The sequence below is a fragment of the Gluconobacter cerevisiae genome (assembly GCF_015244675.1).
GTDB classification, from domain to species: Bacteria; Pseudomonadota; Alphaproteobacteria; order Acetobacterales; family Acetobacteraceae; genus Gluconobacter; species Gluconobacter cerevisiae.
This window is the reverse complement of the sequence record NZ_JABCQO010000002.1, coordinates 40,147-56,544: the sequence shown is the minus strand read 5'-3', so window position 1 is coordinate 56,544 and position 16,398 is coordinate 40,147. Positions and strand designations below refer to the sequence as shown.

Sequence of the window (16,398 nt, the reverse complement as noted above, 5' to 3'; positions counted from 1 at the left end):
ATGACGGCATTTGGACGGCTCTGGGGACGAGCGCCACTATGGCGCACCAGCGTGATCGTAACACTGGGCGCGCTGGGCATGACTGCCTTTTACCCTACCCCGGCGCTCAAAAAAGCCATGCCCTGGCTTCCGGGGAGTGCGCCAGGCGCAGCACGGAGTAACTTGGGTTTCGGCGCATCACAGTCGGACGGGCAGGAGATGCAGACCGGCGACGCGTCTAATCTTGGCGACCAGGTTGCTGCTCCCGATCCGGGGATCGTCGAGCATGGCAGCATCGCCATTGCCGGACGCATCCTCCCGCTTCCGGCCGGAGACTGGCACCCGATCCTGACCTCCCGGAGTGGCGCCCATGGCGAAATCTCCCAGCAGGTTCTGGCCCGGACCGATCGCGGAGTCGTCTCGGGCGTCATCGTCGTACGCTCCACGCAGCAGCCTGTCCCGGCAGATCTGGCCGAACAGCTCGAAACGCCCTGCCACGACGATCGCAACTACGCAGCCCATATTTTGGATAAACCAGACGTCTCGCAGGAATGCAGCTACACCGGCAATGCCGTCCTCGAAAACCAGAGCGTCAGCAGCGACCCATTCATCACGGCGGCATTTAACCGAATGCACACGCTGGGCTTTCCAATCCCGAACCTGATGATCAATATGGGTTGGTATTATGCTGCAGCGGCCAGCAATGGCATGGCTCACATCGAAACGGTCGAGACGCTGGTCGCTCCCATTGAACGCGGATCACGCCAGCTTCTGGCGCCCCAACAATACTGGAGCAAGGCTTCGGTACATAAAAATCCCGAAGCTTCCCAGTTCATCGACGCTCTGGACCGATGGATGATCGGCTGGTCGCGGGTACTGCGTCAGGGATTTGACGGAACGCTGGATACGGCAACGCTCGTGCCCCCACTCATCAACGACCCGTCCGCACCTCAGCCATCCTGAACAGGACGGGGCATCACACTCTCAGTGGTGCCCGGCTCCCGAAAAACCACGCCCCAGCCGCCGCTCCGCCATCCGCGCCAGCCGCACGAACGGCAGGCCGAGCAGCAGATACGCCATGCCGACCATGATTCCCGTTCCAAAATAATCGTAATAGGTCGAGGACAATCGCACATAGGTCTGACTGAGCTCTGTCAGCGTAATGACGGAGACGAGCGAACTATCCTTAAGCAGCGAAATGAAATCATTGGTCATGACCGGCACGACCGTCCGGAATGCCTGCGGCACGATCACCAGCCGCAACGCTTGCCAGTGCGTCATGTTGAGTGCAATCGCCGCTTCCATCTGCCCGCGCGGCACGGAAAGAAGCCCGGCACGGTAGTTTTCCGCCTCATAGGCCGCATAGTTCAGACCCAGCGAAATCACACCCGCCACGAAGGGCGACAGGCGGATTCCGAAGGCGGGCAGCCCATAGAAAATGAACAGCACCTGAATCAGAAGCGGCGTCCCGCGCACGACCTCGACATAGATCCCCGCAACAAAGCGCAGCGGAGCAGGGCCATAATGCCGGGCCAGCGCCAGCAGAAGCCCCAGCGCCACAGCCAGAACCATGGCCAGCGCCGAAACCGCAAGGGTCATCAACGCCGCCTGCCCGATCAACGGCAGGAAACTCACATAGCGCCGCATCAGAACACGCCAGCCACTGCCGGTCGTGTTCGCCATGGCTTCCTGATACCGGTTCCATTCCGTCGGCGCGATATCCGGATGGCTGTTGTCGCCCGTATAGTTCGCCATCAGCGGCGTCCACAGGTTCCAGCGCGCCAGAATGCGATGCAGCGTTCCGTCCTTGATGACCTCGCCGAGCGCCGCATCCACCTGGTCGCGCAGTTCCCGGTTTTCCGGCGAGAACGCGATCCCGTATTCCATGCTGCCAATCGGCTCGCCCACGAGCTTCATGTCCGGCGAGATGCTGCCATAATAAAGTGCAATCGGAGCATCGAGCAGGATCGCATCCAGCCGCCCGTTCCGCAGATCCGAGAACGCATTCGTCTCTTCTTCATAGGAGCGCACATTCGAGCCGCCCTGTCGGCGCAGCATCCGCTCCGCCGTCGTGTCCTTGATCGTCCCGACGGTATGACCCTTGAGGGCTTCCATCGTATCCAGCCCGGTCTGATCATGCCGGACGATGATCCGCTCGCTCGTGACATAATAAGGACGTGAGAACAGAACGGCCGCCTTGTGCTCCGGCGTCATTTCGATGCCGTCCAGCACCATGCCGTACAGCCCGCGGGACAGACCGGGAATCAGACCATCCCAGTCATTCTGGATAAACTTCGCCTTACGGTGCATCCGCTCCGCGATCGCATCGGCCAGATCGTATTCAAAGCCGGTCATTCGCGATTCATGAGCGGGATCATGAAAAACGTAAGGCACGTTCGCCTCACCATCCGAAGCCCAGAGTAGCTCCTGTGGTGCAGCAACCGGAGGTGTATCCGCCAGCGCAAACGATACGGGACTGACCGCAAGAGCCAGCACCAGCGCAAAAAATTTCTTCATCACAGCAAGGTCCGCAGGAACTGGCGTGTCCGTCCCTCCCGGGGGTTGGCGAACATCAGGTCCGGATCACCGCTTTCAACAATTTCTCCGCCCTCCACAAAGAGAACGCGGTCAGAGGCGGCGCGTGCAAAGCGCATGTCATGCGTCACCACAAGCTGCGTCATGCCATCATCGTCCAGCGCTCGCATCACGGACAGGACTTCCTCGGAAAGCTCGGGGTCGAGCGCGGAAGTCGGCTCGTCATACAGCATGACGGACGGCTTCATCGCGAGCGCGCGCGCAATGGCCGCGCGCTGTTTCTGCCCGCCCGAAAGACTGTCCGGATAGCGATCCTTGGTCGCGGCAAGACCGACCTTTTCCAGAAGCTCGCAGGCAATGGACTGCGCCTCGTCACGGGACATCTTCTTGACTTGGATCGGGGCCATCATAACATTGTCGAGCACCGTACGATGGGGAAACAGGTTGAAGGCCTGAAACACCATCCCGACATGCGCGCGCAGCTTATGGGCCTCGGCCTCATTGGCGCGGCTCCAGTGCTTCCCCGCGCGCGCGACCGTCACATCCTCGATCCGGACAGAACCCGCATCCGGATGTTCCAGAAAATTGAGGCAGCGCAGGAACGTGGATTTTCCACATCCCGAAGGTCCGATCATCGAGATCAGCTCCCCACGCTCCACATCGAGCGACAGGCCCTTCAGAACCTCGTTCCCACCAAAAGACTTGGCGATACCACTCGCCTGTAGCACCAGATCAGCCAGTTCCGGAAACCCTTGAAAAAAGACACACGATCACACGACCGTGCAGCCCTCTTAACGGACCTGAGCACGGGTATCGAGACCTTAATGCAGCTCATGGCACAATTCATACGATCATCACATTCCGCCTTGCCCACGCGCAGACGCCACACCAACCCTTGCGAAGGACGCCCGCAGGGTCTCTAAAACAAAAAGACACACACACCGGGACAGAACCGAACCCCGCCCATGAGACCCTCGATGACCACCCCGTCTGATTTTCCGTCCCCTCCCACGCCCGACCGTCTGCTTGATGTCGAGGACGTCACGGTGTTCCGTGGAGACCGTCTGGTGCTCGACGGGGTCTCCCTGACGCTGGACGCCGGAGATGCCATGATCCTGACGGGGCCGAACGGAGCTGGGAAATCCACCCTTCTGCGTACGATCTCCGGCCTGCGCCGTCCCGATTCAGGGGACGTCATCCGTTATGGCGCCCTCGCCTGGCTCGGCCATCAGGATGCCCTCAAACCGGGTCTGACACTGGCGCAGAACCTTGCTCTGGCCGAGAAACTCGGAACAACCAGCCTCTCCGACGCGCTCGACGCGCTCGACCTCACACATCTGACCGATCTTCCGGCCCGGCTCCTGTCCTCGGGGCAAAAACGCCGCGCGGCCTTTGCCCGCGTCATGCTGTCTGGCGCCCCGCTCTGGCTTCTCGACGAACCGACGGTCGGACTGGATGTCGCCAGTATCGAGCGCCTCGATGCCGTCATGGCCGCCCATCGCGCAAAGAGCGGTGCGATGATCGTCACGACGCATGTGCCGCTTCCCCTCGACAACACCCGCTCGCACGAACTGCCCTCGCTCGCGCATGTGGACTCCTTCTGGCTGTCATGACCGCTTTTCTCGCCCTGATCGACCGTGACCTCCGTCTGGCTTTCCGCTTCGGCGCCGACACGCTGGCCTCGCTGCTTTTCTTTATATTATGTGGCAGCCTGTTCCCGCTCGCCCTTGGCCCTTCGCCCGACCTTCTGCGACATATGGGGCCGGGCATCATCTGGGTCTGCGCGCTGCTGGCCTGCCTTCTGCCGCTGGACCGTCTGTTCGGAGCCGAACTCGAAGACGGCTCCCTCGATCTGCTGATGCTGACCGGTCCAGCCCCCGCCGCCGTGGCCTTCGCCAAGATGACCGCCCACTGGCTGACGACCGGCCTGCCTTTGCTGATTGCAAGCATCCCGCTCGGCATCATGCTGGGCGTCAAGGGTCCCGAACTGCCGCTTCTGCTGGTCGGCCTTGCGATGGGCACGATGTCCCTTTCGCTTCTCGGCGGCATGGCAGCCTCAATCGTACTTGGCGCGCGGCGTGGTGGCGTTCTGCTCCCGCTGCTCGTTCTGCCACTGGCAACACCCGTCCTGATCTTTGGTGCGGCCTCGTCCTACGCCGGGCAACTCGCCACATCCCCCGCCGCCAGTCTGGATCTGCTGGGAGCGTGCCTTTTCGCCTGCCTGCCGCTATGCCCCCTCGCCGCCGGGCAAGGCCTCAAGGCCGCCGTGGGATAAAAGAAATGTTATATCTTAACAGGATGTCATCGGAGGGCCTTTGACGCGATGACACCTTTATGAAACGACTGGGGCATAATCGTTTCATATCGGGATCATCATCATGCCCCAACGCCCCTCTCTCAGAAGCTCCCTCCTGTCCTGCGCAGCCTTGATGGGGCTGGGCCTCGGCGTTGCTCAGGCCGAACCGGGCTATCTGCGTGAACCCTCGATTTCCGGCCAGACCGTCCTGTTCAACGCCGAACAGTCCGTCTGGAGCGTTCCCCTCGCAGGCGGCCAGGCCCAGCGCCTGACGACCGTGCCGCAGGGCGCCAACGCCATCGACCCGCACCCCGTCATTTCCCCCGACGGCACCCAGATCGCCTTCGCCGCCAATTTTGATGGTCCGACCGAAATCTACGTCATGCCCCGCAATGGCGGCACGCCGCGCCGTCTGACATTCGAGAACGTCGCCCGCCTGAAGATCATCGGTTGGGACGCACATGCCGGAGTGCTCTATGCCAGCCCTGCCGCAACCGGCCCCTATTACAGCCAAACCGTTTCGGCCATAGATCCGAAAACCGGCGCAACACGCATCTTCCCGCTTTCCGGCGCGAACGATGCCGCTCTCAGCCCGGACGGACACTGGCTTTACGCCGTCCGCTTTGGCCTCGCCACGACCGGCGATCATATGCGCGCCTATCGCGGGGGCGCCCTATCCCAGCTCTGGCGCTTCGATCTTCAGAACGGTAAGGAAGCCGAGCGCATCGGCACGCATGACGCCAACCTGATCCGCCCGATGCCCTGGCGTGACCGCCTGATCGTCATTTCCGACGAGAACGGCCGCTACAATCTGTGGAGCCTCGCCACCGATGGCTCGGACGCGAAACAGCTCACCCATTTCACGGATTACAGCGTTCTCGAAGCCGCTATTTCCGGCGATCACATCGTCTTCCGCAAAGGCGCGGACCTGTTCGATTTCAATCTGGCCAGCGGTGAGACCACCCCCGTCAAGGTGGACCTGACCTCCGACAACCTGCCCCGCAGCCCGTACTGGCTGGAAAAGCCAACGCGCTTCCTGACGTCTTCGATCATTTCGCCAAAGGGGGACGCCGCCGCCTTTACCATGCGCGGTCATGTCGTGATCGCCGGAGCCTCGCCCCGCCGGGTCGTTGTGCTAGCAACGCCTGACAACGTGCGCCTGCGTCTGGCCCAGATCACGCCGGACGGCAGATCCGTCATCGCCTTTAGCGATGTGGGCGGCGATTCCGCCCTGTGGCGTTTTGCAGCCGATGGCAGCGGCAAGGGTGAGGCCATCACCCAGCCCTCATCCACCGAACCTGTGTCCCTATCCCTCTCGCCGGATGGCAAATACGCCGCCCATACCGATCTTCTGGGTCGCCTTTGGCTGACGGACCTATCCACCAAGGCCGACAAGCTGGTCGACAATGCCACCGTGGACGGCACCAACGTCTTTGACTCCGTCTCATGGTCCCCGGATGGACACGTTTTGGCTTACGTCCGCACACGCGGCACGAATCTGCGTCGGCAGATCGCCCTTTACGTTCCCGCCACGGGCCAGTCGAACTGGGTGACGGACGGGCGCTACGAATCCTATACGCCCAGCTTCTCCCCGGACGGAAAATGGCTGTGGTTCCTGTCAGACCGCACGTTCTCGCTCGCCAACGGCTCGCCCTGGGGAGACCGTAATATCGGACCAGCCTTCCCAAAACGCACCGGCATCTACGCCCTCGCTCTTCAATCCGGCGAACGCTTCCCGTTTCAGCCCGCAACCGAACTGGACCCGGCGGACAAGAAGGCCGACGCCGATAAAAAGGACGACAAGAAGAAAGACGGCGACAAGAAAAAATCCCTTCCCGCCATCGAATGGGCTGGGATCGCCACACGTCTCTATCAGGCTCCGATTCCAGCGGGAGACTATGAAGGCCTCGGCGTCTCTGACGACTATCTTTTCACGATCGACAATTCCGGCTCAGGCGACGGTCCGGGCGATCTGAAGTCGATCCATATCGACAATAACGAGCATAAAATCGAAACCTACGCCGCCAAGATTTCGGATTTCGACATCACCCCGGACGGCAAGACCCTGCTGACCCTCAGCCGTCGCGGTAAGAACGCGCCGGAACTGCTCCTGACGCCCACTGGCGAGAAGCAGCCCAAGGAACTGGACGGCAAAAAGATCGAGCTTGATCATCTGCGTCTGCGGATCGACCCTGGACAGGAGTGGTCGGACGAATTCGTGGATGCTTGGCGCCTGCACCGCGACCATTACTATGACCGCGACCTGCACGGCGTGGACTGGAAAGCCGTGCGGGCGCATTTCGCACCGTTCGTGGACCGTCTCGGCGACCGTGCGGATCTCGACGATCTGCTCGGTCAGATGGTCGCGGAAATCGGCGCAATGCACTCGCAGCTCCACGCCCCCACGACCGTCGACCAACCCGCTTCCAGCCTCATTGCAGGCCTCGGCGCGCATCTGACGCATGAGGACAAGGGTTTCCGGATCGACCACATTTATCAGGGCGACCGCGACCTTCCCGACCAGCAATCGCCGCTAGCCGCCCCCGGCGTGGACGCCCGGAACGGTGACCTCATCACCGCCGTCAACGGTCAGTCGACCGCAGGCCAGCCCGACCTCGGCTCGCTCCTTGCCGATCAGGCCGGAAAGCAAGTTCTCCTGACGCTCTCGCGCGGCGGGAAAGACCACAAGATTATCGTGACGCCCGTGTCTTATATGAAAGAGCGTGATTTGCGCGCGCGGGACTGGGAAGTCAGTCGCGCGGATATCGTCGATCGCGCCAGCCACGGCCGCGTCGGTTATCTGCATCTGCAATCCATGGTCGGTGACGACATGGAAGCATTTGCCCGCGAGTTCTATGCCAATATCGACAAGGACGGCCTGATCGTGGACGTCCGCGGCAACACGGGCGGCAATATCGACAGCTGGGTCCTCACCCAGCTCATGCGTCGCCCGTGGATGTTCTGGGGTCGCTACGGCAACGCACCGTCGGTGGACATGCAGCAGTCTTTTCAGGGGCGTCTGATCGTTCTGTCCGATGAAATGACCTACTCGGACGGGGAGACCTTCTCGCAGGGCATCAAATCCCTGCATATCGCTCCTCTTCTCGGAGAGCGTACCGCAGGCGCGGGCGTCTGGCTCTCGGACGGAGACCGCCTGATCGACAACGGTAATGCCCGCACGGCCGAAAATCCGTATTTTGACCTGAACGGACAATGGTTGGTCGAGAACAAAGGTGTCTCTCCGGACATCGAAGTCGAGAACATGCCGGTCGCCACCTTCAACGGACAGGACCAGCAGCTTGACGCCGCCCTCACATGGCTGCGCAAGGATATGGCCGACCATCCGCGCCCAACCCTGAAACCGGCTCCCTTCCCGGCCCAGCAACCCGCCGCGCCACGTTGATTCAGAAAACCTCTGACGGACTGGCAAACAGCTGGTCCGTCAGGATGCGGAAAAATGCCAGAGCCTTACGACCGTCAGATCTGTCGATAACGCAATAGAAGGCACACCCAAGATAATGATGAAATTTTCTCTGTGGGTTTTATTAGTAACTTCTATTCTTATTTTCGTATATATATTATATAATTATAGAACTATGTTTTTAAATAAAAATAAAATTAGCGGATTTATTTTGTCTTTAATTGTTATTTTATTATTTTTAAATATGTTTTATATTTCCTATGTTATTTTCTTTATTATATTCACGCTCTAACGAGCATACCGTACAGAGGTCATTCTCAGAGCATCCGGCTCATGACTGTATCCTTACGGCCGTAGCGATGCAGCAGTGCTGCGATCATGTGTCCAGCGATCAAGATACCTAAAATCCATGACGAGAACTGGTGCAGCACATTCACCAGCGGCACGAAAACGGGTGCCTTATGCGCCAGCGGCGGCAGATCGACGATCCACAGCATCGGGATCGGCAGGCCATGAACCGAACTCCGCACCCAACCCGTCAGCGGTACAACAAGCATCATCGCATAGAGGCCAAAATGCCCGACCTGCACCGCCAGATGCTCTTCCTCGGGAATATCCGATGACATTGCAGGCGGCCGGTGCGTCGCCCGCCAGACAAGCCGCAGAACCGTCAGGATGATGATGAACGGTCCAATTTCCTTGTGGATCAGCAGCAGGAGCGCCTTCTGGGGCGTTGCTGCATGCGGCATGATCCGCCCCACATAAAACCCCAGCAGCCACAGCGGAATGATGATCGCCGCCATACCCCAGTGGAACAGTCTGGCCACAAGGGAATAACGCTGAAACGGCGCAGGGGTGTTGTCCATGAAACGGCAGTACTCCGGAAGAACGGTTCCATGTCCTATAGCCGTTCGTTTACCGAAACACATGTTGCACAGAGTTACGGATTTGCAAGCTCCCGCAGGCCGGGTAGGACAGTACGCACGTTCTTACAGGAATATCAGACCACCATGCTGACACTGCTCTACACCCGCATCACCGAACTGGCCGCCTCTCCGCGTGCCGTCTGGTGGCTGATCGTTGTCGCCGTGGCGGAATCTTCCGTGTTTCCACTCCCCGTGGATCTGATGCTCGTGCCTATGCTGCTCGCCAATCGTGAGCGGGCATGGTTTCTGGCTTTTGTCTGCACGACCGCCAGCGTCGTAGGCGGTCTGATCGGCTGGCTCCTCGGGGCCTTCCTGATGAAGCATATCGGCATGCCGATCGCCCATTTCTATCACGCCGACCAGCGCATCCTGAACCTGGAAGCCATGTTCCGTCGCTATGGCGTCTGGATCATCCTCGCCAAAGGCCTGACCCCGCTTCCCTACAAATTCGTCACGCTGGCGGCAGGTGCGGCGCATTTCCCGCTACTGCCGTTCATCGCCGCCAGCATCGTCACCCGGGGCGCACGCTTCTTTCTGGAAGCCGCTCTGCTTCGCGCTTTCGGAGAGCCCATTCGCGATTTCATCGAAAAGCGTCTGGCGCTCGTCTTGTTCGGCGCCCTGATCCTGATCGCAGGCGGCATCGCCCTGATCGAATTTCTTTAAGACATTCGAATCTTAATTCCGGATCTTAATTCAGGGCCATGCGCTCATGCGCCATAGCCTGTTCTTCACCAAAAGACGGCCATTCCGAGCGCGTCAGCGCCTTCAGGGACGGAGATGGCAGACCCATACGGTGCGCATAGAGCCACGTATAGGTCAGGGCGCGATGGACATAATCGCGCGTCTCATTATTCGGCAGCGTTTCCATGAAGAACAGCGGATCATGCATGTCCGCCTTCTGCGCGCCTTCCCAGCGCGCAATCGCCCCCGGCCCAGCGTTATAGGACGCCAGAACCCGAACCAGATCGCCACCTTCGGGAGGCGTTACCGTCGCAATACGGCTCGACTGGTTCGCCAGATAAAGCACATAAAGCTGCCCGATCTCCAGATTGGAAGACGGATTGTGCAGACGGCTGACCATATCGGGCGCCACTGGAATCACTGCCACGCCATGCGAATCATAGGTCATGTGCGACGTGGTGACGAAACTCGCCGTCACCGGACGGATCTGCATCAAGCCATGCGCACCAGCCCCTGACGTCGCGGACGGATCGAAATTGGATTCCACCCGCGTCAGCGCATAGACCAGCGCCGGATTCATCCGAAAACCATGGCTGGGTTTCAAGGCGGGCAGAGGCAGGGGGGTCGCCGGCGTCACCTCAGATTCCCGATGCATGACCAGAGAGGCAAGCTGCTCGGACAGATCCTCATAACCCGCCGCCTGAGCCACAAGCTGAAGGGATCGCGAGCGCGCGCTATCCGCCGCCACATCAACCCACATGCGCCGGATCAGGTTTTCGGCCCGCATCCGTTCGCCGATCTGAAGCAGTGCAAAAAGCTGACGCCCCTGCGGTAGAGCGCCCACAGCCTCGACGTCAATTTCCGCAAGCACAGGCACTGGGTCATGCAGCGTGACCTCAATCCGCCCACCGGGCAGACGCGCATGGCCATGACGTCCAAGTTCCAGCGTCTGGGAAGCCAGCATGCCATAGAAGGTTTCGTGATGCGTGGCAGCGCGATGCAGCCACTTCACATAGCCCGCCATATCATGACGACGCCCCTCGGCCCGTGCTGCCCAGAACGCGGCAGCTGCACGGATTTCCAGCGCCGTGACAGGCGCATTGGCCGCAGACTGGAACAGGTCATAGGCCGCCTCGACATGCCCTTCGCGCCAGGCAGCAAGCCCGGCAACATAGGCGGGCAGCCCAACCTGATGGTCTCCACGACCAAATCCCGCACTCGCGTTCCGCAAAGCCGCAAGAGTTTCCCCCTGTGACAGCAGACCAAGCGCAATCTCGCCGTAAAGCTGCGCCGCGTAAGGAGCAGTCATCCCCGGTGTGATGTCCACCAAGTGCAAAGCGCTTTCCGCGCCCCGCACACCCGTCAGAGCCCGTTCCTGAACTGTGCGGTCCAGTAGCGGATTGCGGGAAAATGCATGCATCAGCGGGTCAACGGGAACGGCACTCCCCTTCGCATCGTCAGCCCGCGCATCAGCCGCAAGCGGACGAACGAAAGACTGCGCCTGCACCGTTCCCGGCAGCGCGATTTTCAGCAGGAGTGCCTGAATGTTCGACGCATCAGGCTGAGAGGCGTAGTCATGTAACCATTCCCGAAGCTGTTCGACCGCAGGATGCGCGCCCGGCGCCAGATAGCGTTCGGCCAGCACATCGGGCAGTAGAACATGATCCGTCAGCAGACGCATCTGCTCCTGAATAATCCGGGAATTGCCTTCGCGCTGGGCCTGAAAGATCAACCGGTAACGGCTGGCCATCGCCGCCGTCAGAGGATGGGGCAGCGACACAACGCCGTCCCCGCCCAAAGACGGCCGGGCTTCGGCAAACGCAGTCTCATCCCCGACCGGTTCCGGCTGGGGGGAAAGGTTGCGTGTGCTGTCAGCACGCGCCGGAGACAGTGAGCCGCCGGCCAGAATCAGTACGCTGACGAGCAAAGCCCGGGCGCTACTGCCTGAAATGAAAGGGGGGGTCCTTCGCATAGCAGCGGGTTGCTACCCGCTTTGCAGTGCCTTGGCAAGGAATTGTTAAGTTCTACGCATCCTTGGACTGGGCAATGATATAACCCAACCCTAAAACAATCCAGTGGCAAACACCTGTCATCGCGCGTTTTTTTACGTTTTTCCGAAGTTTTTTAACGATAGAATTTGAACCCGTTTAGTCCTCATTCTTCCGGAGACAGTTTCTCCATCAGAATCAGCAGATCCTGCCAGGCATTCCGCCGCGCAGCCGCACTTGCCCGCAGTTGCAGAGGGTGACGCATCGGCAGAAGCGGCAACGGAGTCGCAAGCCCCGGCACCGACACGTTTGTCCACCGTCCCCGCATCCGCCCGACGGCAGCATCCGGACCCACCAGCATCTTCAGCGGCGTCACCCCCATCGTCACCAGAAATCCCGGTTGACACAGGGCGATTGTCCGTAACAGAAGCGGAAGACAGGCCTGCATTTCCGCATCGCTCGGCGTTCTTCCGCCGGGCGGACGCCATGGCAGGGCGGGCGCCATCGAAATCCCTCCACGCTCCAGTCCCGCAGACCGCAGCATTTTCTCCAGCAATGCCCCGCCCTCGCCCGCAAACAGTGTGCCGGAACGGTCCTCATCCGCATCAGGCGCCTCACCGATCAGCATGAACGGCGCCCCCTCCACGAAAACCGGCTCCAGCCGATGCGTGGCAGTCCGGGCCAGAAACAGGTCACCCGGTGCTTCAGTCAGGCGCATCAGCGTCGGCAGATCCGGCGCCTCTTCCACCGCACGCGCAGACAGCCCGCTCACCGACGCACTACCCGCCTTCGCAGGAATCCGACGCACCGCGTCGCCTCCCGAAAAAGCCTCAGGCAAACGTTGCGCAAAGTCCTGCCGCTCCGCGCTGACACGCGGCGGCAGTTGCGGTGTCGCCTCGGCCAGACGATCCACCGGCATTTCACACAGGGCCTCGTCCACACCCCAGTCATACTGGAGCTGAAGCGCGGCCAGCAGATCGGCCCGGCTGAGAACTGCCGACACACTACTGACTGGGGGCGTCATGGTTGATCCGTCCTGATGGCCTCCTGCTCCATCACCACACAGCCCCCGCAGGGATGCCGGTTGGCGTGGAGCCTCAAGAGGGCTAGAGTTTCCTCCATTATGCAGATCACACGCGGCTGGCCCAGATCATTCGAGGAATTTTCCCGCCCGCTCCGTCTGGCGCTCCCCGCCCTTGCGCTGGGCGGTAGCCTGACAGGGAGCGCGCTGGCCGCCTTGCCTCCGGCGGTGAAGCCCACAGTCAACCCGGAAAACTCCCTGACTGGCTGGATGCTGGCCGCCACGGTCATGATGGAACGTGGAGACGTCCCCGCCGCCAATATGGCCCTCTCCCACGCCCTGCCGCTCGCACCGCATAACCTTCAGTTACAGCACGACTCCCTGCGCTATGCGGCCATGGCCGGTCATCAGGCCGAAGCCCTCAAACTCGCCAACGCCCTCCCCGACCAGGGCTCCGGCAGCGATATTGGCACGCTCATTCTCGCGCAGGACGCCTTTGCCCGCCAGGACTGGGCCGCGATGCGCCGCATCCTCACACGCAGCCCCCATCACGGTCCGCTCGTCACGATCGCCGCACCTGTTCTGATGGGCTGGAGCCTTGCTGCGGAAGGCCATCCCGACAAGGCCCTGAACCTGCTGGCGGAAGCCGCAGGTCAGCCTACCACGCGCAGGCTCTATCTTCTGCATGCAGCCATGGTCGCGGAACACCTCCCGACACCCCTGCTCGCAGGCCAACTCTATCACCGCACGGGAAGCGCATCCGGAGATCCACTGACTCTCCAGATCCTCTATGCGCAACTCTATGGCGACTGGCTGGAACGCCATGGTCATCACAAAGAGGCCAGCGACGCCGTCGCCGCTCTGGGCGTAACCTCTCCGCTGGCCGCACTCGTCATCGGCCCGATCCAGCAGGATCTTCAAAACCTTAAAAAGCCGACGCCAGCGCTTGGCGGGGCCATCCTCAACCTTCAGATGGCCCTTATGATCACGGACGCCATCCAGCAGGATGGTATTCCGCGCGACCCGGCCATCATCGCCCTACAACAGGCCATTTTCCTTGATCCCGGCCTGACAATCGCACGCATTTTTCTGGCTGACACCTTCCGCGAAGCCAACCAGATCACCAGCGGCCTGGCCGAGTTGAACAACATTTCGCCCTCCGATCCCCTCGCGGCTCTGGCCGCACAGGAGCGCATCAACCTTGCCCTGCGCTCAGGAGACCTCGCGCAGGAAGCCGATGCCCTGCACCGCGCGCTCGCCCTGCGTCCCGAAAACCCGGAATTCCTGATCCAGCTTGCCGAAGTCGAAGACCAGCGCGGTCATCATACAGACGCCATCGCACTCTATACCCGCGCCCTCGAAGCCTCGCCGCCCCGCAAGGAAATTCTCTGGCCTATTTTGCTGGGCCGCGCGATGGCCGCTCAGGAAAGCGGCAACTGGCCCATGGTGCAGGACGACATGAAACATGCGCTTGAACTCGCCCCGGACCAGCCCGAAGTCCTGAACTTCGTCGGCTATGCCAATATCGAGCATAACGCCGATCAGGCACAGTCTCTCGCCATTCTGAAAAAAGCCGTCGACCTTCAGCCAACAGACGCCTCCATTCAGGATAGCTACGCCTGGGCCCTTCTCAAATACCGGGCTGACCTTAAAACCGCACTCCCCATGCTGATACAAGCTGCCGAGCACGCACCCGGCGACGCCGAAATCGGCTACCATCTTGGCGTGGCCTACTGGTATCTCGGACGGCATACAGAAGCACAGGACCAGTGGAACCAGTCCCTCGACGACAACCCGCAGCCGCAGGATCGCGCCCTTCTCCTTCAGGCGCTCCAGAACGGCGGCCCCCATCTCGCAGCTTTCGAACAGAAACCATGACCTTTTCAGACACACCTCAAGCTACAGCACACGCCAAGATCAACCTGTTCCTGCACATCACGGGCCGACGCGACGACGGATACCACCTGCTCGACAGCCTCGCGGTTTTTGCAGGTGCTGCAGACCGCATCACGCTTGAAGGCCCTGCCGATACGATGTCACTGACGATCGACGGCCCATTCGGTCGAGGACTGGAAGCGGACAGCCAGAATCTGGTCCTGCGCGCCGCCCGCGCCCTTCAGGCCAAGGCCGGCACAGCTTTTAATGGCCTGACCGAATCTTTTCGTCTGAAACTGGAGAAGAACCTGCCCGTGTCTTCAGGCATCGGCGGCGGTTCCGCCGATGCGGCAGCAACGCTGCGTCTGCTGGCCCGTGAATGGGACGCGGATCAGACCATACTCTTTCCGATCGCCGAGAAACTGGGGGCAGACGTCCCAGTTTGCATCGCGCAACGTCCGGCGCGAATGCAGGGGATCGGAGAAATCCTCGCTCCTGCTCCGATCCTGCCCGATGCGGGCCTTCTACTCGTCAATCCCGGCGTCGGCGTCTCGACACCGGAAGTTTTCCAGGCCTTTGCCGCAAGTGGGGGCATTACGGAACGGCCCGAAGCCTTCCTGCCCACCCGCTGGAACAGCGCACAGGACATGGCCGCCGACCTGAACACCACAACCAACGACCTTCAGGCCCCGGCCCTGTCGCAATGTCCGGTGATTGGCACGGTTCTGGCGTCCATCGGCAGCCTTCCCGATTGCCTTCTCGCGCGCATGAGTGGTTCAGGGGCCACCTGCTTCGGCATTTTCCCCGATCCTGATACCGCCATAACCGCTGCCCGGATCCTGAACGAACAAAACGCACGTCTGGGTTGGTGGACATGGGCAGGCGGCTTCCACCACACTGGATCTTCAACCTGATCACACCACAACCGGGCAGGGAGCCGAACATCATGACAGCCCCACGCATGCAGGTCACACGTTCAGAAGATGGCGTAACGGCCGTTTTGTCTTTTCTTGAAGGCAGCGGCGTTTCGGGCAGCCTTTCCCTCGACGAGGCCCAGTTGTCCCAACTGATCACAAGTCTGGGCCTGGCCCATGCGGCCCTGATCGAAAAACGCCCACCCGCACCGATTGCAGGCGCACGTTTCACGCCCGTCTACACTACAAACTGGGCCCTTCAGATCGATGCCCTGACAGAGGGCTCAATGTTGGCCTTCCAGCATCCGGCTTATGGCCCTGTCGGTGTCGTTTTCGGCCCGCAGGACGTCGAACAGATCATTCGCGGCCTGCAAAAACAGCGCACCATGATCCGCTCCAACCCTCAGGATGCCAGCCAACCAAGCTGATCCTTCAGAAAAGCTCAACATCTCCTGAACCGACAGACGTATGGGATTCTTCCGCTAACAGGCGCTGACGGATCTCTCCCATCGTCAAACGATCCACGACACATCGTTGGACCTGCACAGCCTGCACTCCAGACTCACGGCTCAGTCCTTCACAGCAGGTCGCCAACTGATCCAGAACCTGTGCGATCCTGTCAAAGTCCTGCAACTCAAGTGGATTTTCTCCCAGAAGAGCCTGCAGACAGACTGCCTCCAGTCTTCGTAGTTCCTGAAGACTGACGGTAAGCTGCGCTCCAAGCCCCTCGAGAACCTGCGGCAAAGGGAGTCTCGCTGCCAC

At 60.7% G+C, this 16,398-nt stretch carries 14 protein-coding genes; 8 read left to right on the top strand and 6 right to left on the bottom strand.

Going from position 1 to position 16,398, the window contains the following annotated elements; genetic code table 11:
* Window positions 1-942 carry a hypothetical protein gene (locus HKD21_RS03105; protein WP_194254159.1) on the top strand — a complete coding sequence of 314 codons (942 nt, stop codon included), beginning with the start codon at window positions 1-3 and terminating at the stop codon, window positions 940-942.
* Window positions 943-963: 21 nt separating this feature from the next.
* On the opposite strand, the gene HKD21_RS03100 is transcribed toward HKD21_RS03105, so the two are convergent.
* Both HKD21_RS03100 and HKD21_RS03095 read right to left on the bottom strand, forming a co-directional pair.
* The gene (locus tag HKD21_RS03100) at window positions 964-2,496 is read right to left on the bottom strand and encodes an ABC transporter substrate-binding protein/permease (protein ID WP_194254158.1); all 1,533 of its coding nucleotides are present in this window, start codon (window positions 2,494-2,496) and stop codon (window positions 964-966) included.
* Window positions 2,496-3,242, bottom strand: coding sequence for an ATP-binding cassette domain-containing protein (locus HKD21_RS03095; protein ID WP_194254157.1), 747 nt, complete (start codon window positions 3,240-3,242; stop codon window positions 2,496-2,498). The genes HKD21_RS03100 and HKD21_RS03095 overlap by 1 nt, the downstream gene beginning before the upstream one ends.
* 249 nt (window positions 3,243-3,491) lie before the next feature.
* On the opposite strand from HKD21_RS03095, the gene ccmA reads away from it, so the two are divergent.
* From ccmA to HKD21_RS03080, 3 genes are all read left to right on the top strand, one after another.
* On the top strand, window positions 3,492-4,127 hold the full coding sequence (gene ccmA / locus HKD21_RS03090; RefSeq protein ID WP_194254156.1) for a heme ABC exporter ATP-binding protein CcmA: 636 nt from the start codon (window positions 3,492-3,494) through the stop codon (window positions 4,125-4,127).
* Window positions 4,124-4,789 carry a heme exporter protein CcmB gene (gene ccmB / locus HKD21_RS03085; RefSeq protein WP_194254155.1) on the top strand — a complete coding sequence of 222 codons (666 nt, stop codon included), beginning with the start codon at window positions 4,124-4,126 and terminating at the stop codon, window positions 4,787-4,789. The genes ccmA and ccmB overlap by 4 nt, the downstream gene beginning before the upstream one ends.
* Before the next feature lie 103 nt (window positions 4,790-4,892).
* Window positions 4,893-8,213, top strand: coding sequence for a S41 family peptidase (locus tag HKD21_RS03080; protein ID WP_228120886.1), 3,321 nt, complete (start codon window positions 4,893-4,895; stop codon window positions 8,211-8,213).
* 335 nt (window positions 8,214-8,548) lie between these two features.
* On the opposite strand, the gene HKD21_RS03075 is transcribed toward HKD21_RS03080, so the two are convergent.
* Complete coding sequence (locus HKD21_RS03075; protein ID WP_194254154.1) at window positions 8,549-9,097, bottom strand: cytochrome b; 549 nt, start codon at window positions 9,095-9,097, stop codon at window positions 8,549-8,551.
* Window positions 9,098-9,241: 144 nt separating this feature from the next.
* Here HKD21_RS03075 and HKD21_RS03070 point away from each other — a divergent pair, with 144 nt between their 5' ends.
* A complete protein-coding gene (locus HKD21_RS03070; protein WP_194254454.1) occupies window positions 9,242-9,820 on the top strand; it encodes a YqaA family protein in 579 nt (192 codons plus the stop codon).
* 25 nt (window positions 9,821-9,845) lie between these two features.
* On the opposite strand, the gene HKD21_RS03065 is transcribed toward HKD21_RS03070, so the two are convergent.
* Together HKD21_RS03065 and HKD21_RS03060 are read right to left on the bottom strand one after the other, a co-directional pair.
* On the bottom strand, window positions 9,846-11,810 hold the full coding sequence (locus tag HKD21_RS03065) for a transglycosylase SLT domain-containing protein (RefSeq protein WP_194254153.1): 1,965 nt from the start codon (window positions 11,808-11,810) through the stop codon (window positions 9,846-9,848).
* 182 nt (window positions 11,811-11,992) lie between these two features.
* Window positions 11,993-12,850 (bottom strand): uracil-DNA glycosylase, encoded by an 858-nt coding sequence (locus tag HKD21_RS03060; protein WP_194254152.1) that lies wholly within the window; start codon window positions 12,848-12,850, stop codon window positions 11,993-11,995.
* 99 nt (window positions 12,851-12,949) lie between these two features.
* Between HKD21_RS03060 and HKD21_RS03055 the strand changes: the two genes are divergently transcribed.
* Genes HKD21_RS03055 through HKD21_RS03045 form a run of 3 tightly spaced genes read left to right on the top strand, consistent with a single transcriptional unit; the run spans window position 12,950 to window position 16,064 of the window.
* Entirely contained in the window at window positions 12,950-14,725 is a 1,776-nt protein-coding gene (locus tag HKD21_RS03055) for a tetratricopeptide repeat protein (RefSeq protein WP_194254151.1), read from the top strand.
* The gene (locus HKD21_RS03050) at window positions 14,722-15,636 is read left to right on the top strand and encodes a 4-(cytidine 5'-diphospho)-2-C-methyl-D-erythritol kinase (RefSeq protein WP_194254150.1); all 915 of its coding nucleotides are present in this window, start codon (window positions 14,722-14,724) and stop codon (window positions 15,634-15,636) included. The genes HKD21_RS03055 and HKD21_RS03050 overlap by 4 nt, the downstream gene beginning before the upstream one ends.
* 47 nt (window positions 15,637-15,683) lie before the next feature.
* Window positions 15,684-16,064 (top strand): hypothetical protein, encoded by a 381-nt coding sequence (locus tag HKD21_RS03045; protein ID WP_194254453.1) that lies wholly within the window; start codon window positions 15,684-15,686, stop codon window positions 16,062-16,064.
* A 4-nt stretch (window positions 16,065-16,068) separates the two neighbouring features.
* On the opposite strand, the gene HKD21_RS03040 is transcribed toward HKD21_RS03045, so the two are convergent.
* Complete coding sequence (locus tag HKD21_RS03040) at window positions 16,069-16,398, bottom strand: hypothetical protein (RefSeq protein WP_194254149.1); 330 nt, start codon at window positions 16,396-16,398, stop codon at window positions 16,069-16,071.

What these genes read in the sequence shown, in the direction of transcription:
- HKD21_RS03080 (WP_228120886.1), top strand. Translation starts at nt 4,893, where the DNA reads ATGCCCCAACGCCCCTCTCTCAGAAGCTCCCTCCTGTCCTGCGCAGCC.
- HKD21_RS03050 (WP_194254150.1), top strand. Translation starts at nt 14,722, where the DNA reads ATGACCTTTTCAGACACACCTCAAGCTACAGCACACGCCAAGATCAAC.
- HKD21_RS03045 (WP_194254453.1), top strand. Translation starts at nt 15,684, where the DNA reads ATGCAGGTCACACGTTCAGAAGATGGCGTAACGGCCGTTTTGTCTTTT.
- HKD21_RS03075 (WP_194254154.1), bottom strand. Translation starts at nt 9,097, where the DNA reads ATGGACAACACCCCTGCGCCGTTTCAGCGTTATTCCCTTGTGGCCAGA.
- HKD21_RS03060 (WP_194254152.1), bottom strand. Translation starts at nt 12,850, where the DNA reads ATGACGCCCCCAGTCAGTAGTGTGTCGGCAGTTCTCAGCCGGGCCGAT.
- HKD21_RS03055 (WP_194254151.1), top strand. Translation starts at nt 12,950, where the DNA reads ATGCAGATCACACGCGGCTGGCCCAGATCATTCGAGGAATTTTCCCGC.
- ccmB (WP_194254155.1), top strand. Translation starts at nt 4,124, where the DNA reads ATGACCGCTTTTCTCGCCCTGATCGACCGTGACCTCCGTCTGGCTTTC.
- ccmA (WP_194254156.1), top strand. Translation starts at nt 3,492, where the DNA reads ATGACCACCCCGTCTGATTTTCCGTCCCCTCCCACGCCCGACCGTCTG.
- HKD21_RS03065 (WP_194254153.1), bottom strand. Translation starts at nt 11,810, where the DNA reads ATGCGAAGGACCCCCCCTTTCATTTCAGGCAGTAGCGCCCGGGCTTTG.
- HKD21_RS03070 (WP_194254454.1), top strand. Translation starts at nt 9,242, where the DNA reads ATGCTGACACTGCTCTACACCCGCATCACCGAACTGGCCGCCTCTCCG.
- HKD21_RS03105 (WP_194254159.1), top strand. Translation starts at nt 1, where the DNA reads ATGACGGCATTTGGACGGCTCTGGGGACGAGCGCCACTATGGCGCACC.
- HKD21_RS03100 (WP_194254158.1), bottom strand. Translation starts at nt 2,496, where the DNA reads ATGAAGAAATTTTTTGCGCTGGTGCTGGCTCTTGCGGTCAGTCCCGTA.